The 23,891-nt window shown below is 43.9% G+C and carries 30 protein-coding genes; all 30 read right to left on the bottom strand.

Annotated features, from left to right (window positions below):
• Positions 1–6: 6 nt before the first annotated feature.
• Positions 7–405, bottom strand: a complete 399-nt coding sequence (gene rpsK, locus VF412_RS13470) for a 30S ribosomal protein S11 (RefSeq protein ID WP_331339765.1) — start codon at positions 403–405, stop codon at positions 7–9.
• 16 nt (positions 406–421) lie between these two features.
• A complete protein-coding gene (gene rpsM, locus VF412_RS13465; protein WP_331339764.1) occupies positions 422–796 on the bottom strand; it encodes a 30S ribosomal protein S13 in 375 nt (124 codons plus the stop codon).
• Between the two features lie 2 nt (positions 797–798).
• On the bottom strand, positions 799–912 hold the full coding sequence (rpmJ, locus tag VF412_RS13460) for a 50S ribosomal protein L36 (RefSeq protein WP_011165332.1): 114 nt from the start codon (positions 910–912) through the stop codon (positions 799–801).
• Positions 913–1,040: 128 nt separating this feature from the next.
• Entirely contained in the window at positions 1,041–1,676 is a 636-nt protein-coding gene (locus VF412_RS13455) for an adenylate kinase (RefSeq protein WP_331339763.1), read from the bottom strand.
• Complete coding sequence (gene secY, locus VF412_RS13450) at positions 1,676–3,004, bottom strand: preprotein translocase subunit SecY (protein WP_331339762.1); 1,329 nt, start codon at positions 3,002–3,004, stop codon at positions 1,676–1,678. Before secY ends, VF412_RS13455 begins: the two co-directional genes overlap by 1 nt.
• Positions 3,004–3,441 carry a 50S ribosomal protein L15 gene (gene rplO / locus VF412_RS13445; protein ID WP_331339761.1) on the bottom strand — a complete coding sequence of 146 codons (438 nt, stop codon included), beginning with the start codon at positions 3,439–3,441 and terminating at the stop codon, positions 3,004–3,006. The genes secY and rplO overlap by 1 nt, the downstream gene beginning before the upstream one ends.
• Before the next feature lie 3 nt (positions 3,442–3,444).
• The gene (rpmD, locus tag VF412_RS13440; RefSeq protein WP_331339760.1) at positions 3,445–3,630 is read right to left on the bottom strand and encodes a 50S ribosomal protein L30; all 186 of its coding nucleotides are present in this window, start codon (positions 3,628–3,630) and stop codon (positions 3,445–3,447) included.
• A gap of 12 nt (positions 3,631–3,642) precedes the next feature.
• Positions 3,643–4,104, bottom strand: coding sequence for a 30S ribosomal protein S5 (rpsE, locus tag VF412_RS13435; RefSeq protein ID WP_142697338.1), 462 nt, complete (start codon positions 4,102–4,104; stop codon positions 3,643–3,645).
• A 10-nt stretch (positions 4,105–4,114) separates the two neighbouring features.
• Positions 4,115–4,480 carry a 50S ribosomal protein L18 gene (gene rplR, locus VF412_RS13430; RefSeq protein WP_331339759.1) on the bottom strand — a complete coding sequence of 122 codons (366 nt, stop codon included), beginning with the start codon at positions 4,478–4,480 and terminating at the stop codon, positions 4,115–4,117.
• A 9-nt stretch (positions 4,481–4,489) separates the two neighbouring features.
• Entirely contained in the window at positions 4,490–5,032 is a 543-nt protein-coding gene (gene rplF / locus VF412_RS13425; protein ID WP_331339758.1) for a 50S ribosomal protein L6, read from the bottom strand.
• 7 nt (positions 5,033–5,039) lie between these two features.
• Positions 5,040–5,429 carry a 30S ribosomal protein S8 gene (gene rpsH, locus VF412_RS13420; RefSeq protein ID WP_331339757.1) on the bottom strand — a complete coding sequence of 130 codons (390 nt, stop codon included), beginning with the start codon at positions 5,427–5,429 and terminating at the stop codon, positions 5,040–5,042.
• A 10-nt stretch (positions 5,430–5,439) separates the two neighbouring features.
• A complete protein-coding gene (gene rpsN, locus VF412_RS13415) occupies positions 5,440–5,745 on the bottom strand; it encodes a 30S ribosomal protein S14 (protein ID WP_331339756.1) in 306 nt (101 codons plus the stop codon).
• Positions 5,746–5,753: 8 nt separating this feature from the next.
• Positions 5,754–6,293 (bottom strand): 50S ribosomal protein L5, encoded by a 540-nt coding sequence (gene rplE / locus VF412_RS13410; protein WP_331339755.1) that lies wholly within the window; start codon positions 6,291–6,293, stop codon positions 5,754–5,756.
• A 12-nt stretch (positions 6,294–6,305) separates the two neighbouring features.
• Positions 6,306–6,674: a 50S ribosomal protein L14 gene (rplN, locus tag VF412_RS13405; protein ID WP_063204852.1), complete on the bottom strand. Its 369-nt coding sequence runs from the start codon at positions 6,672–6,674 to the stop codon at positions 6,306–6,308.
• Positions 6,675–6,684: 10 nt separating this feature from the next.
• Positions 6,685–6,957 carry a 30S ribosomal protein S17 gene (gene rpsQ, locus VF412_RS13400; protein ID WP_331339754.1) on the bottom strand — a complete coding sequence of 91 codons (273 nt, stop codon included), beginning with the start codon at positions 6,955–6,957 and terminating at the stop codon, positions 6,685–6,687.
• A 4-nt stretch (positions 6,958–6,961) separates the two neighbouring features.
• Positions 6,962–7,153, bottom strand: a complete 192-nt coding sequence (rpmC, locus tag VF412_RS13395; RefSeq protein WP_331339753.1) for a 50S ribosomal protein L29 — start codon at positions 7,151–7,153, stop codon at positions 6,962–6,964.
• Positions 7,154–7,155: 2 nt separating this feature from the next.
• A complete protein-coding gene (gene rplP / locus VF412_RS13390) occupies positions 7,156–7,563 on the bottom strand; it encodes a 50S ribosomal protein L16 (protein ID WP_041577922.1) in 408 nt (135 codons plus the stop codon).
• Positions 7,550–8,215 carry a 30S ribosomal protein S3 gene (gene rpsC / locus VF412_RS13385; RefSeq protein ID WP_331339752.1) on the bottom strand — a complete coding sequence of 222 codons (666 nt, stop codon included), beginning with the start codon at positions 8,213–8,215 and terminating at the stop codon, positions 7,550–7,552. The genes rplP and rpsC overlap by 14 nt, the downstream gene beginning before the upstream one ends.
• A 2-nt stretch (positions 8,216–8,217) precedes the next feature.
• Positions 8,218–8,550, bottom strand: a complete 333-nt coding sequence (rplV, locus tag VF412_RS13380; protein ID WP_331339751.1) for a 50S ribosomal protein L22 — start codon at positions 8,548–8,550, stop codon at positions 8,218–8,220.
• A 12-nt stretch (positions 8,551–8,562) separates the two neighbouring features.
• Positions 8,563–8,853: a 30S ribosomal protein S19 gene (gene rpsS / locus VF412_RS13375; protein ID WP_142697349.1), complete on the bottom strand. Its 291-nt coding sequence runs from the start codon at positions 8,851–8,853 to the stop codon at positions 8,563–8,565.
• Positions 8,854–8,862: 9 nt separating this feature from the next.
• Positions 8,863–9,681, bottom strand: a complete 819-nt coding sequence (gene rplB, locus VF412_RS13370) for a 50S ribosomal protein L2 (RefSeq protein WP_331339750.1) — start codon at positions 9,679–9,681, stop codon at positions 8,863–8,865.
• A 2-nt stretch (positions 9,682–9,683) separates the two neighbouring features.
• Complete coding sequence (gene rplW, locus VF412_RS13365) at positions 9,684–9,962, bottom strand: 50S ribosomal protein L23 (RefSeq protein WP_331339749.1); 279 nt, start codon at positions 9,960–9,962, stop codon at positions 9,684–9,686.
• A 1-nt stretch (position 9,963) separates the two neighbouring features.
• Complete coding sequence (rplD, locus tag VF412_RS13360) at positions 9,964–10,593, bottom strand: 50S ribosomal protein L4 (RefSeq protein ID WP_331339748.1); 630 nt, start codon at positions 10,591–10,593, stop codon at positions 9,964–9,966.
• A gap of 1 nt (position 10,594) precedes the next feature.
• Entirely contained in the window at positions 10,595–11,257 is a 663-nt protein-coding gene (rplC, locus tag VF412_RS13355) for a 50S ribosomal protein L3 (protein ID WP_142697353.1), read from the bottom strand.
• A gap of 9 nt (positions 11,258–11,266) precedes the next feature.
• A complete protein-coding gene (gene rpsJ / locus VF412_RS13350) occupies positions 11,267–11,584 on the bottom strand; it encodes a 30S ribosomal protein S10 (protein WP_025308875.1) in 318 nt (105 codons plus the stop codon).
• A 209-nt stretch (positions 11,585–11,793) separates the two neighbouring features.
• The gene (fusA, locus tag VF412_RS13345; protein ID WP_331339747.1) at positions 11,794–13,899 is read right to left on the bottom strand and encodes an elongation factor G; all 2,106 of its coding nucleotides are present in this window, start codon (positions 13,897–13,899) and stop codon (positions 11,794–11,796) included.
• Between the two features lie 9 nt (positions 13,900–13,908).
• Positions 13,909–14,382, bottom strand: a complete 474-nt coding sequence (gene rpsG / locus VF412_RS13340) for a 30S ribosomal protein S7 (protein WP_331339746.1) — start codon at positions 14,380–14,382, stop codon at positions 13,909–13,911.
• Between the two features lie 10 nt (positions 14,383–14,392).
• Complete coding sequence (gene rpsL, locus VF412_RS13335) at positions 14,393–14,767, bottom strand: 30S ribosomal protein S12 (protein WP_331339745.1); 375 nt, start codon at positions 14,765–14,767, stop codon at positions 14,393–14,395.
• Between the two features lie 279 nt (positions 14,768–15,046).
• Positions 15,047–19,177 (bottom strand): DNA-directed RNA polymerase subunit beta', encoded by a 4,131-nt coding sequence (rpoC, locus tag VF412_RS13330; protein ID WP_331339744.1) that lies wholly within the window; start codon positions 19,175–19,177, stop codon positions 15,047–15,049.
• Between the two features lie 27 nt (positions 19,178–19,204).
• A complete protein-coding gene (gene rpoB, locus VF412_RS13325; protein WP_331339743.1) occupies positions 19,205–23,413 on the bottom strand; it encodes a DNA-directed RNA polymerase subunit beta in 4,209 nt (1,402 codons plus the stop codon).
• Between the last annotated feature and the right edge of the window lie 478 nt (positions 23,414–23,891).

Raw genomic sequence — 23,891 nt, 5'->3', positions numbered from 1 at the left:
TACTCCTTAGATTCTTCTACGCTTAGGTGGACGGCAACCGTTATGTGGAACTGGTGTGATATCTTTAAGAGTCAAGATTCTCATGCCAGTAGCAGCCAACGCACGGATAGCTGGTTCACGACCAGCGCCTGGTCCTTTAAGATAAACGTCCACAGATTTCATACCTGCTTCCATAGCTTTTTTTGCAGCGTCTTCTGCCGCGACTTGAGCTGCAAATGGAGTTCCCTTACGAGAACCTTTGAAACCAAGGTGACCAGCAGAGGACCAAGACACCGTAGCTCCATTCGGATCTGTCATCGTTACGATAACATTGCCGAAACCAGCTGAGATATAGCAGTTTCCTTGAGGAACGTTTCTTTTAACTTTTTTCTTAGCAACTGTTTTTGCTTTATTTTCAGTATTCATCGCTAATTCCCTTTAACTACACGGCTTTTTTCTTGTTAGCTACCGTCTTCTTAGGACCTTTACGAGTGCGTGCATTAGAACGAGTGTTCTGACCACGAACTGGCAAGCCTTTACGATGGCGGATACCACGATAGCAGTTAAGGTCCATCAAACGTTTGATAGACAAACCGATTTCACGACGCAAATCACCTTCTACTTTGAAGTTTGATTCGATGATAGAGCGGATTTTAGCGATGTGCTCGTCTGTTAGACCTTCAGTTCTCAAAGATGAAGGAATACCAACTTGCTTCACAATCATAGCCGCACGAGGACGTCCAATGCCATAGATGTATGTCAACGCGATTTCAACGCGCTTATTTCTAGGTAAGTCGACACCAAGAATACGTGCCATGATTAACCCTGCCTTTGCTTATGTTTAGGGTTTTCGCAGATAACGCGAATAACGCCTTTTCTTTTAATAACTTTACACTTGTTACAAATTGCTTTTACTGATGGTCTTACTTTCATAATGTCTTCCCATACTTGCTAATATTCCGACTCAAAAATAAGTCGTAAATCCCAGCAAAAATACAAACGCGGTTCGGCACGCTAACACCAAGAACCATTGAAGTCTAGAGATAAAATAATACAGCAGCCTACTTTATTACTTTTTCGATCTCTTTATAAACTTCCTCGGTGTTTCTATTACCGTCCACTTCGATGTATTTTCCTGACGTTTTATAAAATTCTTTAAGTGGGCTTGTGAATTCCTGATAGGTCTTTAAGCGTGTCTCGATGACATCCGCTTTATCGTCATTACGTTGAATGACTTCCCCGCCGCAGTTATCACATACGCCTTCAACTTTTGAAGGCTTACTGACGATGTGGTAGACAGCCCCGCAATTTTTACAAACGCGTCTACCCGTCAAACGATCCATTAATATACTCATTGGAACTTCTAAAAAGATCGCTTTTCCAATGGAAAGATTCATTTTACTAAGTAAAGCATCCAATGCTTCTGCCTGGGCTACCGTTCTTGGAAAGCCGTCTAGGATAAAGTTCTTAACACCTTTAAGAAGAACTTCCTCAACCATACCGATAACGATGCTATCCGGCACAAGTTGACCTTTATCCATATATTCTTGAGCTTTTTTGCCGAGATCAGTCTGACCCTTGATCGCAGCTCTGAATAGATCGCCAGTGCTGATCTGTGTCATAGCGTGGCGTTTAATCAAAAGCTCAGACTGCGTACCTTTACCGGCCCCTGGGGCTCCAAACAGGATCAAGTTCATTAAAATTGAACCCTTCTGCTACGGACTTTAGCACCCTTCATGAAGCCTTCGTATTTTTGAGTGATAATGTGAGATTGGATTTGCTGAGCAGTATCCAAAGCAACACCTACCAAGATCAAAAGACTTGTTCCACCGAAATAGAACGGAACGTTCAATTGGCTCGCCAAAATACCCGGCAAAATACAGATAGTAGATAAGTATACACAACCAAGGACATTTACACGCTCAAGAACTTTCTGGATATAGTCAGAAGTACTCTTACCAGCGCGAACACCTGGGATAAAGCCACCGTACTTTTTCAAGTTGTCAGCAACTTCAGTTGGATTGAACACGATCTCTGTATAAAAGAACGAGAAGAACACGATCAATGCAACAAACATGATATTAAAGATCGTACCTGACGGATTCAAAGACTCTTGAAGAGCTTTCAACCAAGGAACATGTACGAATTGAGCCATTGTCGCAGGGAACATCAACAAAGAGCTCGCAAAGATTGGCGGAATAACGCCCGAGAAATTAATTTTAATTGGCAAATGGCTTGTCGGAGTTTGCATAGATTGCATTCCGCCGCCACCAGCACGTTGAGAGTACTGAACTGTGATCTTACGTTGAGCAACTTCCATATAAATAACAGCAGCGATGATCGCCACCATGAAAGCCAACAACACAAGGATCAAAGCAAATTTCATCTCACCAGATCTAACTAGTTCGAAAAGACGTTGCGCACCTGCAGGAATTGCGGCCGCGATGCCAGTGAAGATGATCAAAGAAGAACCGTTACCGATGCCTCTTTCAGTGATTTGTTCACCCAACCACATGATAAAACAAGTACCAGCAGTCAAAGTGATGATAGTCATGATTTGGAAAGGCATAAACGCCACAACTGGAGCAATCACAAGAGGACGTCCATCTGGGCTTGTAGAATTCATCAACCAGCTGCTGATACCGTAACCTTGAACCACGGCAAGAGCTACAGTCGCATAGCGAGTGTATTGATTGATCTTACGACGTCCCTGCTCCCCTTCCTTCTTAAGGCCTTCTAGAACTGGAACAGCAGAAGTCAAAAGTTGGAAAATGATAGAAGCAGAGATGTAAGGCATGATTCCCAATGCAAAAACACTGAATTGGGAAAGAGCACCACCTGTGAAGGTGTTAAAGAGTCCGAAGATCCCGCGGCTTTGTGCTTGGAAGAACGAAAGGACTGCAGTTCCATCCACACCTGGTGTTGGAACGTGCACGCCGATTCTGTAAATCGCTAACATAGCTAACGTGAAGAAAATACGTTTACGAAGATCCGAATTCTTTGCGATGCTCTCTAGTGCAGACACTACTTAATTACCTCGACTTTGCCGCCAGCAGCTTCAATAGCTTTCTTAGCGCTTTCTGAAAATTTGTGAGCTTTAACAGTCAAAGCTGTTTTTAGCTCGCCATTTCCCAAAATCTTAACCGCGCCGCCATTTACTAGGCCTGCTTGGTGAAGAGTTTCAGGATTTACCTCTCCAGAAAATTTAGCAAGTTGTCCGATATTGACAATCTCAAAGTTGTTAGCAAATGCGACGTTGCTAAAACCAAATTTAGGCAAACGACGATGCATAGGTGTTTGACCACCTTCGAAACCACGACGCACTTTGCCACCAGTACGAGCCAATTGACCCTTGTGACCTTTAGTAGACGTGCCGCCCATACCAGAACCGATACCACGACCGATTCTTTTTGGAGCGTGTTTTGATCCAGCTTTAGGAGCTAGTTGATTAAGCAAGCTCATGGATTACCCCTTAACTTCAACATTTACTAAATGTTGAACTTTCATGATCTGACCACGGTTTGCAGGAGTATCATTCACTTCAGCAGTTGAATGAAGCTTCTTCAAACCAAGGCAACGAACTGCATCTTTTTGTTCTTGAGTGCAGCCGATAGTCGATTTTTTCAATGTAACAACAAATTTCTTAGCCATTTTTGCCTCCGACTATTTGCTCAACTGCTTAAGTTGATTCAAACCATCGATTGTTGCTCTTACCGCGTTGTGAGGGTTACGAGTACCAACACATTTAGTAAGAATATCTTTAACGCCAACTGACTCAAGAACGGCACGAACTGCACCACCCGCGATTACACCAGTACCTGGAGCTGCCGGTTTCATAATAACCTTTGCAGCGCCGAATTTACCGATAACTTCGTGAGGAATTGTACGACCTTCTTTAAGAGTCACAGATTTAGCTGATTTCTTAGCAGATCTGCTAGCTTTGCCGATAGCTTCAGGAACTTCGCCTGCTTTACCAGAACCAAAACCAACATCACCAGCTTTGTTACCAACAACTACTAGAGCTGCGAAAGAGAAGCGACGACCACCCTTAACAACTTTTGTTACGCGGTTGATCGCTACTACACGCTCTTCTAATTCAGCTGCTTGAGCTTGAACTTTCTCCACACTTCACTCCTTAGAAATTGAGGCCGCCCTCACGAGCGCCATCAGCTAGAGATTTAACACGGCCATGGTACAAGTAACCGTTACGGTCAAATACCACGCTCTTAATGTTTTTAGCGTTAGCAGCTTTCGCCACTTCCATACCAACAAGCTTAGCCATCTCAACACCAGACTTATCTTCTTTACCAAGAGAAGAAACTGAAACAACAGTGTGTCCAGTTACGTCATTGATAATTTGCGCGTACATATGCTTACCGCTTCTGTATACGCAAAGACGAGGTCTTTCTTCAGTTCCGTTAACAGTTTTACGGATTCTGATTTTCTTTTTGAGGCGATTTACTTTTCTATCACTTGTATGCTTAGACATTTTTAATTTCATACATTACCTCTATTTACCAGCTGACTTACCGGCTTTACGACGGATGTGCTCACCAGCGTAACGAACACCTTTACCCAAGTATGGCTCTGGTGGACGGAATGAACGGATTTTAGCAGCTACTTGACCAACAAGTTCTCTGCTAGCGCCAGTGATAGACAAGCTAGTTTGTTTTTCAACTTTAATTTCGATGCCTTCTGGGATGTCGAAAATCACAGGGTGAGAGAAGCCCAAAGAAAGCTCCAATTTTTTACCTGCAACGTTCGCACGATAACCGACACCTTGAAGTTCAAGACCTTTAGTGAAGCCTTTAGTAACGCCTACTACAGCGTTTTGAACTAGAGCTCTGTAAAGACCGTGCAATGCACGTGATTCTTTAGAGTCGTCTTTGCGAGTCAAGACAACTTTGTTGCCTTCAACTTTAGCTGTAACTTCAGGCTTCATACCAATCTTCAAAGAAGATTTAGCGCCTTTGATCACAACTTCGTTAGCAGGTGTAACATCTACTTTTACTGTGTTATCAAAAATAACGGGTGCTTTACCAATACGTGACATGTTTCACCTACCAAAGAGTCGCAAGCAATTCGCCGCCGAGATTTTGCTCAGCTGCTTGCTTACCGCTCATGATGCCCTTGCTTGTGCTGATGATGGACATACCCATACCAGAACGAACTTGAGGAATTTTATCGGATTTAACATAAACGCGACGGCCTGGACGGCTTACTTTGTCGATAGAGTTGATCACGTGGTGACCAGCTTCATCGTATTTCAAGTAAACGCGCATGATGCCTTGCTTGCTGTCTTTCGCAACTTTGAAGCTACGGATCAAACCTTCGTTAACAAGGATTTGAGCGATGCCCGCGCGAACTTTAGAAGCAGGAAGATCCACTTTTTCGTGTTTCGCTGCGCCTGCGTTTCTAATGATTGTAAGGAATTGAGAAATTGTATCCATAGTTTTCCTCTTACCAGCTAGCTTTCGTTACGCCTGGCAATTTACCGTCAAGCGCAAGTTGTCTGAAGGCGATACGAGACAAACCGAATTTTCTGTAGTTACCACGAGGGCGACCAGAAAGTTCACAACGCGTGATAACACGGTTGATGTTTGTGTTCTTAGGAAGAGCTTGAAGCTTCTTGCGAGCTTCGCCTCTTTCTTCTTCAGAAAGTTTCATGTCAACGGCTTTTGCTCTAAGCTCTGCTCTGTAAGCAGTGTAGCGCTTAGCAATTTCTTTTCTCTTGTTGTTTTTAACAATACTTGCTTTACGTGCCATTGTTCATCCTACTTTCTGAAAGGCATGCCAAGTGCTTCAAGAAGCGCTCTGCCTTCAGCGTCGTTTTTAGCAGTTGTACAGATTGTGATGTTCATACCACGAGTTTTATCAACTTTATCGAAGTTGATCTCTGGGAACACGATTTGTTCCTTAAGACCCATGTTGTAGTTACCACGGCCGTCGAAACCTTTGTTTGGCAAACCACGGAAGTCACGTACGCGTGGAAGAGCCAAAGTGTTCAAACGGTCAAGGAATGACCACATTCTTTCTCTTCTCAAAGTTACGCGAACACCCAATGGGATGCCTGCACGTAATTTGAAGTTAGAGATAGCTTTTTTAGCTTTAGTGATCACGGCTTTTTGACCAGTGATCGCTGTGATTTCATCAACAACAGTGTTCAAAATTTTTGGATTTTGAACAGCTTCGCTCAAGCACACGCTTAGAGTGATTTTCTCTAGGCGAGGTACTTGCATTACGTTCTTAACTCCCAATTGCTTTTGAAGAGCGGGAGAGATCTCTTTTTGATATTTTGCTTGTAAGCGATTCATCTCACACCCCAATTAAAGAACTTCAGGAGCCAAAGATACGATCTTAACGAACGACTTTGCTCTGAGCTCTCTTGCTACTGGTCCAAAGATACGAGTTCCGATTGGCTCTTTAGAAGCGTTGATCAAAACTGCAGAGTTATCATCGAAACGGATGTAAGATCCATCTGGACGACGAAGTTTTTGCACAGTTCTAACAACAACAGCTTTAGCCACGTCACCTTTTTTAACTTTAGCATTTGGCAAAGCTTCTTTGATAGAAACAACGATAACATCACCAATAGATGCTACACGACGTTTAGAACCACCAAGAACCTTTACGCACATAACTTCTTTTGCGCCAGAGTTATCAGCTACGTTTAGTCTAGTTTGCATTTGAATCATGGTGTGCCCCTTACGCTTTCGCAGCTTCAACGATTTCCGCTAAAGCCCAACGTTTAGTTTTGCTAAGAGGACGAGTTTCACGAATTTTAACGATGTCGCCAATTTTCGCTTCATTTTTCTCGTCGTGCGCTTTGAAAACAGAAGTTTTCTTAACGTACTTACCATACTTAGCGTGTTTCACCATGCGGTAGATTAGGACAGAGATAGTTTTATCCATCTTGTCGCTGATAACCTCACCAACTACTTCGATTTTACGACCACGAGTATTTGTTTCAGTTGTCATTTAACTACCTCGCTACTTTCTTTACGATTGCTGTATTGATTCTCGCAATGTTTTTGCGAAGATCACGAATTTCAATTGGGTTAGAAAGTTGACCAATTGAATTCTTGATACGAGCTTGGAACAACTCTTCAGAAAGAGCTGCTCTTTTCTTTTTCAATTCAGTTACAGAAAGATCTTTAATCTCTACGAACTTCATAACTACTCCCTAACCAAGAAACGAGTTTTGAAAGGAAGTTTGTGAGCTGCACGTTCGAAAGCTTCTTTAGCTTGCTCACGAGTCACACCGTTCATTTCGAAAAGAACTTTTCCAGGAAGAACACGGGCAACCCACAATTCTGGGTTACCTTTACCGCTACCCATACGAGTTTCAGCTGGCTTTTTTGTTACAGGAATATTTGGGAACACACGGCACCAAATTTTACCACCACGCTTAACTGAACGAGAGATAGCAATACGACCAGCTTCCAATTGACGAGCAGTCAAGCGGCCTTCCTCGATTGCTTGAAGACCGTAGTCTCCGAAATCAAGGTTAGCACCTCTTACTGCAAAGCCAGTTGCGCGGCCTACAAATTGTTTACGCCATTTTACTCTTTTAGGACTTAACACGACCTGCCTCCTCAACTTCGCGAGCAGATAAGATATCGCCTTTATAGATCCATACTTTCAATCCAATGATACCGTATGCTGTCGAAGCTTCTGCAGTACCGTAATCGATATCTGCACGCAATGTGTGAAGAGGAACACTCTTCTCATTGTACCACTCTGAACGAGCAATCTCTGCACCATCAAGACGTCCCGAAACACGGATCTTGATACCTCTCACGCCGCCTTTGATCGCAGCTGCAATAGATTTTTTAAGAGCTCTTCTCCAAGAGATACGTTTCTCAAGTTGTTGAGCAATGCTCTCAGCGACGAGCTGAGCATCGAGGTCTGGCTTGCGCACTTCTTGGATGCTCAAGAAAACTTCGTTGGGTGTAAGTTTTTGAACTTCCGCTTTAAGAGCGTCGATACCAGTACCTTTTTTACCAATGACAACACCTGGGCGAGCAGTCGAGATGATGATTTTGATCTTCTTCGCTGCACGTTCCATTTCGATCTTCGCAACACCCGCGTGCTTCAACTTGTTTTTCAAGTATTTGCGCAAACGGATATCTTCATGAAGATTTTCGAAATATTGGTTACCCTTCGCATACCAGCGAGAGTCCCAAGTTCTAATAACACCAACGCGTAAACCAATTGGATTAACCTTTTGTCCCACGATTATTTCTCCTCAAGTACTACGTTGATGTGGCTTGTTTTCTTACGAACACCGAACGCACGGCCTTGAGCGCGAGGACGGAATCTTTTAAGCACAGGACCTTGATCAACCCAGATAGATTTAACAACCAAGTTATCTACATCCATAACTTTTTTGTATTCAGCGTTAGCTACTGCTGATTCGATCAATTTCTTAACCATACCTGCAGTTTTTTTGTTCAAGAAAGTAAGAGTTTTGATTGCTTCATTCACGTCTTTACCGCGAACCAAATCAACAACAAGTCTTGCTTTTTGAGCACCTACTCTTGCGTATTTTAGACTAGCTTTAACTTCCATTATCAACCTCTACTACTTCTTAGCAGCAGCTGGAGCTGCAGCTTTCTTCTCAGCATGGCCTTGGAAAGTTCTTGTTGGCGCAAACTCACCGAGTTTGTGACCAATCATGTTCTCAGTGATGTACACTGGAACAAACTTACGACCGTTGTGTACGGCGAAAGTAAGACCGATAGCCTCAGGAAGGATTGTTGAGCGACGAGACCAAGTTTTAATAACTTTTTTGTCATTTTTTTCGATCGCATGATCAATCTTCTTTTGTACATGAAGATCAACGAATGGACCTTTTTTAATTGAGCGTGCCACGTGCTACTCCTACTTACGTCTCTTGATGATTGACGAGTTAGTTCTCTTGTTATGTCTCGTTTTGTAACCTTTGCATGGTTGACCCCATGGAGTTACAGGATGGTGACCTTTACCCACGCCTTCACCACCACCTAGTGGATGGTCAACTGGGTTCATCGCCATACCGCGAACAGTTGGACGGATACCTCTCCAACGAGAACGACCCGCTTTACCAAGAGCGATATTTTCATTGTCAGTGTTACCTACTTGGCCGATTGAAGCGCGGCATACAGAAAGAACCTGCTTCAATTCACCAGATGGCATACGAACTTGGCAGTACTTATCACCTTTACCAGCCAAAGTCGCGCTTGCACCTGCACCTCTGCAAATTTGACCACCTTTACCTGGGCGCAATTCGATATTGTGAATTACTGTACCAACAGGGATAGCAGACAAAGACAAAGCGTTACCAGGTTTGATGTCCGCTTTCTCAGAAGACAACACAGTATCGCCAACATTCAAGCCCACTGGAGCAATGATGTAAGCTTTCTCGCCGTCAGCATAAGAAAGAAGAGCAATACGAGAAGTTCTATTTGGATCGTACTCGATTGATACGACTTTTGCTGGAACTTCAAGTTTAGTACGTTTGAAATCAATCAAACGGTATTTACGTTTGTGTCCGCCACCTTGGTGACGAATAGTAATTTGACCGTGATTGTTACGAGCGCCTTTTTTAGTAAGAGGAGCTAGCAAAGACTTCTCTGGAGAAGTTTTTGTGATTTCAGAGAAATCAAAACCAGTCATTCCTCTACGACCATGAGAGCGTGGGGCGAAATTTCTGATACCCATCTTTATACTCCCTCAAATAGAGCGATTTTCTCACCTTCAGCAAGCTTTACGAAAGCTTTCTTCCAGTAAGGAACCTTTGTTAATCCAAATTTAGTGTACTTAGAGTGGCCGCGGCAGATGTTAGTTCTTACGCCAGCAACTTTAACTTTGAAGTTTTTCTCAACAGCAGCTTTGATCTCTGTTTTAGAAGCTTTCAAGTCTACTTCGAACACATAAACACCAGCAGCGTTATGATAAGTATTCTTCTCTGTAACTAGAGGAGCTTTAATTACTTGTTTCATGTTACGCCTTCTCCAATGAGCAACGATCTACGATCTTTGCAACAGATTCTTTAGTGATAACTGCCGCATCGTATTTCAATAGATCGAATACGTTCAAACCTTCAACTGGGAAGTATTTGAATGATTCAAGATTTTTAGAAGCACGGTTGAATTTGTCATCAACATTAGCATCCACCAATACAGCTTTTTTCAAACCAAACGCTTTAAGACGTTTGCTCAATTCAGCTGTTTTACCTTCAGATTGCATGCTGTCTACTACGAACAACTTGCCTTCTTTTTGAAGGTGAGAAAGAGCCATGCTCAAACCTAAGCGACGAACTTTTTTAGGAAGAACGAACGCGTAGCTGCGAGGTTGAGGACCGAAAGCAGTACCACCACCAGGCATCAAGATAGAACGGCTAGAACCTTGACGAGCTCCACCAGTACCTTTTTGTTTGAAAGGCTTCTTACCACCACCGCTCACAAGACCTTTTGTTTTAGTCATGTGAGTACCTTGGCGACGGCTAGCCAATTGCCATTGAACTACAGTGTGCAAAACTTCCTTTTTAACAGGAGTTTCGAAAACATCAGCTGCAAGATCAACAGATCCTACTTTTTCTTTTTTCCAGTTTAATACATTAACTGTAGCCATATTACTTCACCAACTTAACCAAAGTGTTTTTAGCACCTGGAACTGGACCCTTAACCAAAACAACGTTTTCAGCGTGGATGATCTCTACGATTTCAACGTTCTTTACAGTTACTGTTTCGTTACCCAAGTGACCTGGGAATTTCTTACCTGGCATAACACGGCCTGGCCATGTTCTGTTACCAGAAGAACCCGGACGACGGTGGAATTTAGAACCGTGGGCATCAGGACCACCGGCAAAGTTCCAACGTTTCATAACGCCCGCAAAACCTTTACCTTTAGACTTAGAAGTCATCTTAACGATGTCACCTTTAGCCAAAGAATCGATTGATACTTGCGCGCCAACAGTAAGACCTTCTGGAAGAGCTTGACGAATTTCTTTTACGAATTTCGCGCCATTCTCGAAACCAGCACCTTTAAGGTGGCCTTGTTCTGCTTTGTTTGAATTTTTAGCTTTTTTAGGTTCGCAAGCTACTTGAATAGCTTCGTAACCGTCAGCTTCGTTCGTTTTGATTTGAGATACAAACCAAGGCTCATAACGAAGAACTGTTACTGGAACCGCTTCACCTTGTTCATTGTAGATTGTAGCCATACCTTCTTTGAAGGCGAACAAGCCGTTCAGCTTTAGACCTGTAGACGTTTGTGTGTTTTCTTGTGTTTCGCTCACGTCTTACTCCTAGATTGCTGACAATTTGATTTCAACGTCAACACCAGCAGAAAGGTCCAACTTCATCAATTGGTCTACTGTTTGTTGAGTAGGTTCAAGGATATCAAGCATACGCTTGTGAGTTCTAACTTCGAATTGCTCACGAGATTTTTTATCTACGTGTGGAGAGCGAAGTACTGTGTAGCGATTGATGCGAGTAGGCAAGGGAATTGGACCCGCAACTTTTGCGCCTGTACGACGAGCAGTCTCAACGATTTCTTTCGTCGACTGATCAAGTAATTTGTGATCGAACGCCTTTAGGCGAATTCTAATCTTTTGACTTTGCATAAGGACACTTCTCTTCTTTATAAGGTAGCGTAATTACTAGCAAATTTGTTAATAACCGAACACCCAATCCCATCGAAAACTTGCCCCGAATTAGCCCTTGCGGCCTAGATAGTCCACCAAACGCGGGGGGTTTTTTGTAAATTTAGATGTCACGAGTGCGCGAGTATGCGCACATAAAAAATAATTGTCAAAGGGAAAAAATTAAATTTTTAGTATCTTCCCATTTTATGAAGAATTTCCGTTTTAGCCTTCACTGGGACAATTGCGTACTCCAGGAATTCCATCGAGAAACTTGCTCTCCCCTGGCTTAAACTGCGCACATCAGTCGCATAACCAAATAGAGAGGCCAACGGAGCTTCTGCAGAGATAACCTGCCCGCCCCCTTGCTTCACGTTCATTGTGAGGATTTTTCCACGACGTGAATTCAAATCACCCACAATATTGCCCACAAATTCATCAGGGCAAGTCACTTCAAGCTTAAAGATAGGCTCCATAAGCTCAACTTGCGCCTGTTTTACAGCATCTCTGAAGGCCAAAGACGCCGCAGCCTTGAATGCCATTTCAGTTGAAGCCTCTGGACGAACTTCAACCGCAGTCAAAGTGCCCTTAATACCCAACATTGAGTAGCTCGCCAAAGGCCCCACTTCAGCAGCTTCGCGAAAGCCACTTTCGATCGCCTTTAAAAACGGAGCCGTAAATTCTTTAGAAAGAGAAACTTTGTTAACGAACTGAATATGGTCGGCCTGATTGATCGGCTCAATCGTCAAAGAAACTGAGGCAAAATTTTGCTCGCCTGCGATTTCACGTTCATAGACATGAGTCGCACTTGCAGCTGCCGTGATAGTTTCTCTGTATGATACTTGTGGCTTACCGACGTTCGCCTGAACTTTATGTTCACGAAGAAGACGGTCCACCAAAATATCAAGATGAAGCTCACCCATACCAGACAATAGGATTTGTCCTGTTTCAGGATCCGTTCTTAATTTAGAAGAAGGATCTTCCTTCTGAAGCTTTTCCAAACCTTGAAGCATTTTTTCTTGGTCTGCCGAAGACTTCGCTTCGATAGCTACAGAGATAACAGGCTCTGGGAAAGTAATAGATTCAAGAACAACTGGATGAGACGTTTCGCAAAGAGTATCACCTGTACCTGTGAATTTCAGACCAATCACGGCACCGATATCACCGGCTTTAAGATGAGGAACTTCTTCACGAGAGTTCGCATGCATTTTCACAAGCTTTTGAATGCGCTCTTTTTTCTGAGTACGTGGATTCAAAAGTTGATCACCGACTTTTACTTCGCCCGAATAAACACGGATATAAGTCAAAGTGCCGGCAAATGGATCATTGGCAATTTTGAATGCCAAAGCTGCTACGTGAGCATCGAAATCAGTTTTACAAATGATCTCTTTATCTTCACGTTCAGGGTCATGACCTACAATATCTGGAACTTCGATTGGTGAAGGTAGATAGTCGATCACGCCATCAAGCAAAGGCTGAATACCTTTATTTTTAAAAGCGGCGCCACAGAATACTGGGAAGGCTTTCAATTCAAGAGTTCCTTTACGAAGAGCTGCTTTCAGCTCTGCGACGGAAACCTCTTCGCCATTGAGATATTTTTCTAATAGCGCATCGTCGAATTCAACGATCTTCTCAACGATTTCAGTGCGGAAGCGATTTACTTCCTCTTTCATGTCGTTAGGAACATCGGTAGTTTCGAAGTTGTCACCCATACCTGACGTCGTCCAGATATAAGCGCGGTTTTCAAGAAGGTCGACAACGCCACGGAAGGAATCTTCCATGCCGATTGGAACTTGAACTGGGATTGGATTCGCTAGCAAGCGATCTTTGATTGTCCCGTAAGACATCACAAAGTCAGCGCCTACGCGGTCCATTTTATTGATGAAGCAAATTCTTGGAACTTTATACTTGTCCGCTTGCTTCCAAACAGTTTCAGACTGAGGCTCAACACCGTTCACCCCGTCAAACACAGCTACAGCACCATCAAGAACGCGCAAAGAACGTTCAACCTCAATAGTGAAGTCAACGTGCCCCGGAGTATCGATGATGTTGATTCTGTGATCTTTCCAGAACGCCATAGTGGCAGCAGACGTGATAGTAATACCACGCTCTTGTTCTTGAACCATCCAGTCCATAGTGGCCTGGCCGTCGTGAACTTCACCAATTTTATGACTTTTTCCAGTGTAGTATAAGATACGTTCGGTGGTCGTCGTTTTACCGGCATCAATGTGAGCCATGATGCCGATATTACGAGTATACTTGAGATCAGCTACAACTTTAGGATCTTTAGCTGACATGAATACAGATTACCAATTGTAGTGAGAGAAAGCCTTATTCGCTTCAGCCATACGGTGAACGTCGTCTTTCTTCTTGATCGCGTTTCCACGATTGTTGTAAGCGTCGATGAACTCGCCAGCCAAACGCTTAGAGTAGTCTTTCTCACCGCGCTCGCGAGAGTATTCTACCAACCAACGCATAGCCAAAGCCAAACGACGAGAAGGACGAACATCTACTGGAACTTGGTAAGTAGCACCACCAACACGGCGTGAGCGTACTTCGATAGAAGGCTTAACGTTTTCCAAAGCTTTCTTGAAAACTGCCATTGGCTCTTCGCCTTGGATTTTTCCTTCAAGCTCTTTCAATGCTCCGTAAAAAAGCTTCTGTGCAGTAGCTTTTTTACCTTGGATCATCATTTTGTTCACGAATTTAGCAATAACAAGATCTTTGAAAACTGGATCTGGAATTACTTCTCTTTTAAAGGTCTTTTTACGACGTGACATCTCTCAATCCTTATTTCTTAGGTCTCTTAGTACCGTATTTAGAACGACCACGAAGACGGCCATTCACACCTTGAAGATCCAATACACCGCGAACGATGTGGTAACGAACACCCGGCAAGTCTTTAACACGACCGCCACGGATCAAGACAACGCTATGCTCTTGAAGGTTATGACCGATACCTGGGATGTAAGAGATAACTTCAAAACCATTAGAAAGACGTACTTTTGCTACTTTACGAAGAGCAGAGTTCGGTTTCTTTGGAGTTGTTGTATAAACACGAGTACAAACACCACGACGCTGAGGGCATGAAGCCAAAGCTGGTGATTTTGTTTGGTTCTTTTGAACTTTACGCTCACTTTTGATGAGCTGGTTAATTGTAGGCACTTTTAAAACCCCTTAAACAATTTATTCGAATCTTCGAACTCAGGACGCTGGAAATTACATTCCGAATCCGCCCTGGTCAAGACTTTGTTGTTAATTTTCTAAGCTAAAAAGAGGCGTGAGTTCCACTTTTTGAGCTTTTTACATCTTTTCGATGCATTCTCTCGTTAGCCAGCAGACAGAATAAGCGATCAACCTGTGAAGCTGATCGCTTTCTTGTTAGCTAGCACCGGTTTCCCGGCGCATTCAGAACTACTTCAGCGAGCTGAAGTGTAGACAAGTCTACCCCTGATGAGGCTGGGCCGAACCACCCATGCCTGGCAATGCTACGAAGTTTGTATCGTCGTCCTCAGCTACAGACACTTTCCAGCGTTTGTATGAAGTCAAACCAGTACCAGCAGGGATCAAACGACCCATGATGATGTTCTCTTTCAGGCCACGCAAATGGTCTGTACGAGAGTTGATGGCTGCTTCTGTAAGAACTTTTGTCGTCTCTTGGAAAGACGCTGCTGAAATCCAGCTGTCAGTGCTCAAAGAAACTTTCGTGATACCTAGAAGAAGCGGATTGCATGTAGCAGGTTGTCCGCCTTCACGGTTAATACGAGCATTTTCTTCATCGAAAGCATATCTTTCAACTTGTTCACCAGCCAAGAAACGGCTGTCGCCAGCATCCTTGATTTCCACTTTACGTAGCATTTGGCGAACAATCACTTCGATGTGCTTGTCATTGATACCAACACCTTGAAGTCTGTAAACTTCTTGGATTTCATCTACAAGGTATGCAGAAAGAGCTTTCGCACCCAAAACCGCCAAAATGTCGTGTGGATTTGTTGGGCCATCCATCAACGCTTCACCGGCTCTTACGTACTCACCCTCTCTCACAGCAACGTGTTTACCTTTAGGGATGAGGTATTCTTTTTGCTCACCCACTTCAGGAGTAACGATCACACGTTGTTTACCTTTAACGTCTTTACCGAATGTCACATAACCATCGATCTCAGAGATGATAGCTGCTTCTTTCGGTTTACGAGCTTCAAACAATTCAGCAACGCGCGGAAGACCGCCCGTGATATCCTTCGTTTTCGAAGTCTCACGATGCATTTTCGCGATAACGTCACCGGCGTGAACTTCCTGTTGGTCAGAAACTAGAAGTTGCGCACCCACTGGGATCAAATATCTCGCAGGGATGTCACGACCAGGAAGATTCAATGTTTTGCCAGAGCCATCTACTAGGAACACTGTTGGCTTAATGTCAGAAGATTTAGACTCCATGATAACTTTAGTCGCGAAACCAGTTACCGCGTCGACTTGCTCCTGCATTGTCGAACCTTCTTCGATGTCCTGATATTGGATCTTCGCAGAAACCTCTGCGATGATTGGATTCGAATATGGATCCCACTCAGCTACAGTTTGACCTTTAGTGACTTTGTCACCTTCTTTAAAGTTCAAAACAGCACCGTAAACGAGCTTGAAGTTTTCACGCTCACGACCACCCTCATCGATAACAAGAGCAGATCCGTTACGATTCATCACAGTTAACTTACCGTTACGGTTTGTTACTGCATGAACGTTTTGAAGTTTAATTGTACCGTCATAACGAGTTGTATGAACTGATTGCTCAACCGCACGAGAAGCCGCACCACCCAAGTGGAACGTACGCATCGTCAACTGAGTACCTGGCTCACCGATAGATTGTGCTGCGATGATACCAACTGTTTCACCAAGGTTCACAGTCGCACCACGAGACAAGTCACGGCCGTAACATTTTACGCACACGCCACGTTTAGATTGGCACACAAGAGCAGAACGGATGTCGACTTTGTCGATACCCAAGCTCTCGATAGTTTTAACATCAGTTTCAGTGATCTCTTGGTTTGCTCTAACAACAACGTTGTTAGTTGCAGGATCGACAACATCTTTCAATGCTGTACGGCCCAAGATACGGTCGCCGATGTTTTGGATGATCTCACCAGCTTCGTAAACTGGAGTGATTTCCAAACCGTCTTCGATACCGCAATCGATCTCAGAAACAACTACGTCTTGAGCAACGTCAACTAGACGACGAGTCAAGTAACCAGAGTTCGCAGTTTTCAAAGCTGTATCGGCAAGACCCTTACGAGCACCATGCGTAGAGATAAAGTATTGAATAACTGTCAAACCTTCACGGAAGTTCGCAGTGATCGGAGTTTCGATAATTTCACCAGAAGGTTTCGCCATCAAACCACGCATACCGCCCAACTGACGAATTTGCGCAGCGGAACCACGGGCACCAGAGTCAGCCATGATGTAGATCGGATTGAATGAAGGGCCAACGATTTCTTTGCCGTCGACTACGAACGTTTGTTTTTCAATCGCGTTCATACCTTCTTTAGCAATCTTATCTGCAGTTTGCGCCCAGATATCCACTACTTTATTGTAGCGCTCACCATCTGTGATCAAACCTTCATCGTACTGCTGTTGGATCTCTGTCACTTGTTTTTCAGCGTCAGCGATCATAGTCGCTTTCGCAGCTGGGATAACCATGTCATCGATACCGATAGACATACCTGCCGCAGTTGAATATTTGAAACCAAGTTCCATGATTTTATCAGCCAAGATACAAGTCGCTTTTGCACCAGCAAGACGGAAAGTCTTGTCGATCAAAGCTGCGATTTGTTTCTTATTCATCGGCACGTTCACTTCGTTGAATGGCACTTCTTTAGGAACGCTATCAGACAAGATCGAACGACCTACTGTAGTTTCCTGAACTTTACCATTGATACGAACTTTACAAGCCGCTTGCAAATCTACTAGGCCCGTTTCGTAAGCGTATTGCGCTTCTTGAACGCTAGAGAAGATTTTGCCAGTACCTTTTGCTCCAGGACGCATACGAGTCAACCAGTACAAGCCCAACACGATATCTTGTGATGGATTGATGATTGGTTTACCAGACGCCGGAGAAAGGATGTTGTTCGTAGACATCATCAAGACACGAGCTTCAACTTGAGATTCCACAGAAAGTGGAACGTGAACCGCCATTTGGTCACCGTCGAAGTCGGCATTGAACGCCGTACAAACCAAAGGATGCAATTGGATTGCTTTACCTTCGTGAAGTACCGGTTCGAAAGCTTGGATACCAAGTCTGTGAAGAGTTGGCGCACGATTTAGAAGAACTGGATGTTCTTTAACTACGTCTGCCAAGATATCCCAAACTTCTACTGTCTCTTGATCAACAAGTTTCTTAGCTTGTTTGATTGTCGTAGCTAGGCCTTTTTCTTCCAATTTGTTGTAAACAAATGGTTTGAAAAGTTCCAAAGCCATCTTCTTAGGAAGACCGCATTGGTGAAGTTTCAACGTTGGACCTACAGTGATAACCGAACGACCCGAGTAGTCCACACGTTTACCAAGTAGATTTTGACGGAAACGACCTTGCTTACCTTTCAACATATCAGAAAGAGAGCGAAGTGGACGTTTGTTTGGACCCGTGAACGTTTTACCGCGACGTCCGTTATCCAACAATGCATCAACCGCTTCTTGCAACATACGTTTTTCGTTGCGGATGATGATGTCTGGAGCGTTAAGCTCCTGAAGACGTTTCAAACGGTTGTTACGGTTGATAACACGACGGTAAAGATCATTTAGATCTGAAGTCGCGAAACGACCACCATCAAGTGGTACCAGAGGACGAAGATCAGGAGGCAGCACAGGAAGTGCTTCCAACATCATCCATTCTGGTTTGTTGATAGAGCCTTTGAAAGCTTCAACAACGCGCAAACGTTTAGTCAATTTTTTGATTTGAGCTTCAGATTTTGTATCTTTAACTTCCAAACGAAGTTTGCGAGACAAATATTCTGGGTCAATTTTTCTCAATAGGTCACGAACAGCTTCGCCGCCCATGCCGTATTTGAATGAAGGACCGAATTCGTTCAATGCAGCTTGCAATGCTTCTTCAGTCAATACTTGACCATCTTCCAATGAAGTTTCCATTGGATCGATAACCACGTGTGCTTCACAATACAAAACTTTCTCAACATCCTTAAGTGATAGGTTGAGAAGATTACCAATACGAGAAGGTAGCGAACGCAAGAACCAAATGTGCGCAACTGGAGTTGCAAGCTCAATGTGGCCCAAACGTTCACGACGAACTTTAGTTTGTGTTACTTCAACGCCGCACTTTTCACAGACGACGCCACGGTACTTCATACGTTTATACTTACCGCACAAGCACTCGTAATCCTTGATAGGACCGAAGATTTTCGCACAGAACAAACCATCACGCTCAGGTTTGAATGTACGATAGTTGATAGTCTCAGGCTTCTTAACTTCACCAAACGACCAATCACGAATCATTTCAGGTGACGCCAACGATACTCGTACGGCGTCAAACGAAAGTGGATCTTTTGGTTTATCGAAAAAATTCAACAAGTCTCTCAAAGAACACCCCTGTTGTTAAAGTATTAATTAGTGTTGGCCTGGCTCTGTTGGAGCCGAACCACCAGTTGTTTCACCACCCTCGATCACTTCGTCATCACCAAAATCTTCATCTTGGTCACGAAGGATATCGGACTCCATAAGCTCAACGTTCAAGGCAAGAGATTGAAGCTCTTTCACCAATACGTTGAATGACTCAGGAAGACCCGGTTCAAGGATGTTTTCACCTTTCACGATGCTTTCGTACATGCGTGTTCTACCTGCTACGTCATCTGACTTAACAGTTAGGAACTCTTGCAATGAGTAAGCGGCACCGTAGGCCTCGATCGCCCAAACTTCCATCTCCCCTAGACGCTGACCACCGAATTGAGCTTTACCGCCCAAAGGTTGCTGCGACACGAGAGAGTAAGGTCCGATAGAACGAGCGTGGATCTTCTCTTCCACGAGATGGTGAAGTTTCAACATGTACATGATACCCACAGTAACTGGGTTCGTGAACGGCTCACCAGTACGTCCGTCGAATAGGATAGACTTACCAGTCAAAGGAACTTGCGCTTTATCTAACAAGCCTTTTACGTCTGATTCACGAGCACCGTCGAAGACTGGCGTACCCACGTGGATACCGTTCTTCATACGAGTTACCATTGATTTCAATGAAGCTTCGTCTGCGCCATCAAGTTTCGCGCTGATATCAGAATCATTGAAGATGTCTTTCATTTCTTTACGAGCATTTTCTGCGTTCCACTTTTGCAAGTGTTCGCCAAGTTGTTTACCCAAGTTATGAGCAGCCCAACCCAAATGCACCTCAAGGATCTGACCGATATTCATACGAGAAGGAACGCCCAGTGGATTCAAAACCATGTCTACTGGAGTACCGTCTGCAAGATATGGCATATCTTCAAGAGGCAATACTTTAGAAACGACACCCTTATTACCGTGGCGGCCCGCGAATTTATCGCCGACTTGCATTTTACGTTTGATAGCAACGTAAACCTTAACCATTTTGATTACGCCAGGAGGCAATTCGTCACCTTTGCGCAAGCGATCGATCTTCTCATTGAAGACCAATTTAACTGCGTCAAGTTGGTTACGAGCATTGTCGATAATTTTATTAACTTGGAACTCAAGATCTTGCTCAAGAGGGATATAGTTCAACAACTCGAATGGAATTGTTTCGATATCCGCCACAGTGATGTTTTGACCTTTGTTCAATAGCTTTTGAGAACCGTCTTCGTTCAACAATACGCCAGTAGTGATTTTACCTACTAGGATGTCACGAAGCTTACCGATAGCGTTATTTTTGATAACGTTTTGCTCAACAGCCAAGTCTTTTTCTAGCTTACGTTTTTTCTCTTCGATGATTGAAGACAAACGCTCATCGCGGTCTGCGCCTTCACGAGAGTAAACTTGAGCATCGATAACTGTACCGTAAACGCCGGATGGAGCGCGAAGTGATGTATCACGTACGTCACCCGCTTTTTCACCGAAGATAGCTCTCAAAAGTTTTTCTTCAGGAGAAAGTTGCGTTTCACCTTTAGGAGTTACTTTACCAACCAAGATGAAGCCAGGGCGAACTTCCGCACCAATGCGAACGATACCAGAGCTGTCCAGGTCTTTAAGCGCTTCTTCGCCGACATTGGCGATATCGCGAGTGATCTCTTCTTTACCCAATTTTGTATCACGCGCTACGCACTCGAATTCTTCGATGTGGATAGATGTGTAAACGTCGTCTTTCAACAAACGTTCAGAGATCAAGATAGAATCCTCGAAGTTGTAACCTTGCCAAGGAGTGAACGCTACTAGGATGTTCTGACCTAGAGCCAACTCACCAAGCTCAGTTGAAGGACCATCGGCAACGATGTCGCCTTTAGAAACCTTATCACCAACTGTTACGATTGGCTTTTGATTGAAGCATGTGTTTTGGTTCGTACGTTGGTACTTAGTCAAATTGTAGATATCAACGTTCGCACCCAACTCGCCGCCTTTAGCGAAACGACGGATAACGATACGAGATGCATCGACTTCTTCAACGATACCGTCGTTTTGAACAACGACAGATGTACCAGAGTCACGAGCAACCAAACGCTCTACGCCTGTACCAACTAGTGGTGCGCGAGAACGCAACAATGGAACCGCTTGACGTTGCATGTTCGACCCCATCAAGGCACGGTTGGCGTCATCGTGCTCTAGGAATGGAATCAATGAAGCAGCGATAGAAACCAATTGCGATGGAGAAACGTCCATCAAAGCAACTTTATCTTTATCCACGATCTCGTACTCACCATCACGACGAGTGATAGTAGTAGCCGTTTGGATAGATTTGTTTCCAGCTTCGTCACGAGCCGCAGGAGCGATGTGGTGACCAGCTTCTTCCAATGCTGACAAGTAGTTGATGTCTTTCGAAACTTGACCTTGCTCAACTTTACGATACGGAGTCTCGATGAAACCGTAGTTGTTGATACGAGCGTAAGTCGCAAGAGAGGCGATCAAACCGATGTTTGGTCCCTCTGGAGTTTCGATTGGGCAGATACGACCGTAGTGCGTAGGATGTACGTCACGTACTTCGAAACCTGCACGGTCACGAGTCAAACCGCCGGGGCCAAGAGCTGACAAACGACGTTTGTGAGTGATCTCAGACAATGGATTTGTTTGGTCCATGAATTGTGACAATTGAGAAGAACCGAAGAATTCTTTAACAACCGCGTTCACTGGTTTCGCATTTACTAGATCGTGAGGCATCATTGTCTCAACATCTTGAAGAGACATACGTTCACGAATTGCGCGCTCCATACGAACTAGACCGATACGGTATTGGTTCTCAAGCAACTCACCAACTGAACGAACACGACGGTTACCCAAGTGATCGATATCGTCGATAACACCACGACCATTTTTCAAGTCGATCAAAGTTTTGATAGTGCTCAAGATATCTTTGTGAGTCAGTGTTCTGTGAGACGGCGGGCACTCTTCCATAGAGATACCGAATCTGTGATTGATCTTAATACGACCCACTTCAGACAAATCGTAAGTTTCTGGATCAAAGAACAAACGACCGAAGAATGTCGTAGCAGCTTCCAAAGTTGGAGGCTCACCAGGACGAAGACGTTTGTAGATCTCTACAAGAGATTCTTCTTTGTTAGAAACTTTATCTACCAACAATGTGTTGCGAAGGTAAGGACCTACAGTCAAACCGTCGAAGAAGATCATGAAGAAAGAATCAATACCAGCTTCAATCGCACGACGGATGATTGCAGAGTTCAACTCGGCGTTCGCATCAGCAATGATCTCACCAGTAGATTCGTCGATAAGTGGCTTAGCCAAAACTTTGCCATCAAGATCGTTCGGCTCAACTTCAAGCTCAGTGATATTAAGATCTTTAATTTTCTTAACGATCGCACGAGTGATACGACGACCCGATTTAACCAAAGCTTCGCCAGATTTTGGATCAACGATATCAGTCAATGCTCTTTGACCTGACATGCGCTCGATATCCAACTTACGGAATAGTTTTCCGCCTTTTACGTAAACTTCGTCTAGGTCGTAGAAGTATTCAAGAAGTTGCTCAGAGTTGTAACCCAAAGCCTTCAACAAGATTGTCACTGGGAACTTACGACGACGGTCGATACGTACGTGGATAAGATCTTTTTGGTCAAACTCAGCATCCAACCAAGAACCACGGTAAGGAATCACACGTGCAGAGTAAATCAATTTACCAGAAGCATTGTTCTTACCACCATCGTGATCGAAGAACACACCTGGAGAACGATGTAACTGAGATACAACAACACGCTCAGTACCGTTGATGATGAAAGAACCATTAGCAGTCATCAATGGGATTTCGCCCAAGTAAACTTCTTGTTCTTTTACGTCACGGATAGAACGTGCTTCTGTTTCTTCATCAACATCGAAAACGATCAAACGAAGAGTGACCTTGATAGGCGCAGCGAAAGTCATACCACGTTGACGGCACTCGTCTACGTCGTATTTTGCTGGCTCAAGCGTATAGCTCACGAACTCAAGACTTGCAGTATTGTTGAAGTCTGTGATCGGGAACACAGATTTGAAAACGCCATTAAGACCCGCATCGCCACGGCGATCTGGATCCATATCCTTTTGAATGAAAGCTTCGTAAGAAGACTTCTGAAGTTCAATCAAATTTGGGATATCAATGACTTGCTTATTTTTCGCGAAAGACTTTCTAACTCGAATGTTAGAAGCCGTAACTGGAGTTTTTTCCAATGTACTCTCCGTGATAAGAAAATCGAAACTTCGCTTCGGGCGGAAGTATCAAGAACCACATTAAATAAAAAGGCAAGCATCTCAAATTACTCTAAGTTCTGAAGAAAGCAAGTGATTATAGTACTTTTGCCTTGCTTCGTTCCCTTTTTCCAAACGTCGTTGATTGCTTCGATCGAGCGCATTTTAGAGGGGGATAAGGGCTCTATATTTTCAGACACGGGCGTCCAGCCCTCACCGCCCTTGGGTACCGCATCGTGCGGGGGCGGAGGTCTGAAAATATAGAGCCCTTATCCCCCTCTAAAATGCTCGTTCTCCGATTAACGACGATTGGAAAAAGTAGGCATTACGATCTAAATTTTTATATTTATTTGTGCGTCAAGGTTATAGAAATACTGAGATATTTGAGAACTATTTATGTGGACACAGCTTGAACTGCGCATTGGGTAACTGTTTTTTGAGGTTGCTTCAACTTTTAAAG

The sequence above is a fragment of the Bdellovibrio sp. genome, assembly GCF_036384735.1.
GTDB lineage: Bacteria > Bdellovibrionota > Bdellovibrionia > Bdellovibrionales > Bdellovibrionaceae > Bdellovibrio.
The sequence above is the reverse complement of the archived record's forward strand: the minus strand, read 5'-3'. Positions and strand labels throughout refer to the sequence as shown.

What these genes read in the sequence shown, in the direction of transcription:
- rpsK (WP_331339765.1), bottom strand. Translation starts at nt 405, where the DNA reads ATGAATACTGAAAATAAAGCAAAAACAGTTGCTAAGAAAAAAGTTAAA.
- rpsM (WP_331339764.1), bottom strand. Translation starts at nt 796, where the DNA reads ATGGCACGTATTCTTGGTGTCGACTTACCTAGAAATAAGCGCGTTGAA.
- rpmJ (WP_011165332.1), bottom strand. Translation starts at nt 912, where the DNA reads ATGAAAGTAAGACCATCAGTAAAAGCAATTTGTAACAAGTGTAAAGTT.
- VF412_RS13455 (WP_331339763.1), bottom strand. Translation starts at nt 1,676, where the DNA reads ATGAACTTGATCCTGTTTGGAGCCCCAGGGGCCGGTAAAGGTACGCAG.
- rplO (WP_331339761.1), bottom strand. Translation starts at nt 3,441, where the DNA reads ATGAGCTTGCTTAATCAACTAGCTCCTAAAGCTGGATCAAAACACGCT.
- rpmD (WP_331339760.1), bottom strand. Translation starts at nt 3,630, where the DNA reads ATGGCTAAGAAATTTGTTGTTACATTGAAAAAATCGACTATCGGCTGC.
- rplR (WP_331339759.1), bottom strand. Translation starts at nt 4,480, where the DNA reads ATGAAATTAAAAATGTCTAAGCATACAAGTGATAGAAAAGTAAATCGC.
- rplF (WP_331339758.1), bottom strand. Translation starts at nt 5,032, where the DNA reads ATGTCACGTATTGGTAAAGCACCCGTTATTTTTGATAACACAGTAAAA.
- rpsH (WP_331339757.1), bottom strand. Translation starts at nt 5,429, where the DNA reads ATGGATACAATTTCTCAATTCCTTACAATCATTAGAAACGCAGGCGCA.
- rpsN (WP_331339756.1), bottom strand. Translation starts at nt 5,745, where the DNA reads ATGGCACGTAAAGCAAGTATTGTTAAAAACAACAAGAGAAAAGAAATT.
- rplE (WP_331339755.1), bottom strand. Translation starts at nt 6,293, where the DNA reads ATGAATCGCTTACAAGCAAAATATCAAAAAGAGATCTCTCCCGCTCTT.
- rplN (WP_063204852.1), bottom strand. Translation starts at nt 6,674, where the DNA reads ATGATTCAAATGCAAACTAGACTAAACGTAGCTGATAACTCTGGCGCA.
- rpsQ (WP_331339754.1), bottom strand. Translation starts at nt 6,957, where the DNA reads ATGACAACTGAAACAAATACTCGTGGTCGTAAAATCGAAGTAGTTGGT.
- rpmC (WP_331339753.1), bottom strand. Translation starts at nt 7,153, where the DNA reads ATGAAGTTCGTAGAGATTAAAGATCTTTCTGTAACTGAATTGAAAAAG.
- rplV (WP_331339751.1), bottom strand. Translation starts at nt 8,550, where the DNA reads ATGGAAGTTAAAGCTAGTCTAAAATACGCAAGAGTAGGTGCTCAAAAA.
- rplB (WP_331339750.1), bottom strand. Translation starts at nt 9,681, where the DNA reads ATGGGTATCAGAAATTTCGCCCCACGCTCTCATGGTCGTAGAGGAATG.
- rplW (WP_331339749.1), bottom strand. Translation starts at nt 9,962, where the DNA reads ATGAAACAAGTAATTAAAGCTCCTCTAGTTACAGAGAAGAATACTTAT.
- rplD (WP_331339748.1), bottom strand. Translation starts at nt 10,593, where the DNA reads ATGGCTACAGTTAATGTATTAAACTGGAAAAAAGAAAAAGTAGGATCT.
- rpsJ (WP_025308875.1), bottom strand. Translation starts at nt 11,584, where the DNA reads ATGCAAAGTCAAAAGATTAGAATTCGCCTAAAGGCGTTCGATCACAAA.
- fusA (WP_331339747.1), bottom strand. Translation starts at nt 13,899, where the DNA reads ATGTCAGCTAAAGATCCTAAAGTTGTAGCTGATCTCAAGTATACTCGT.
- rpsG (WP_331339746.1), bottom strand. Translation starts at nt 14,382, where the DNA reads ATGTCACGTCGTAAAAAGACCTTTAAAAGAGAAGTAATTCCAGATCCA.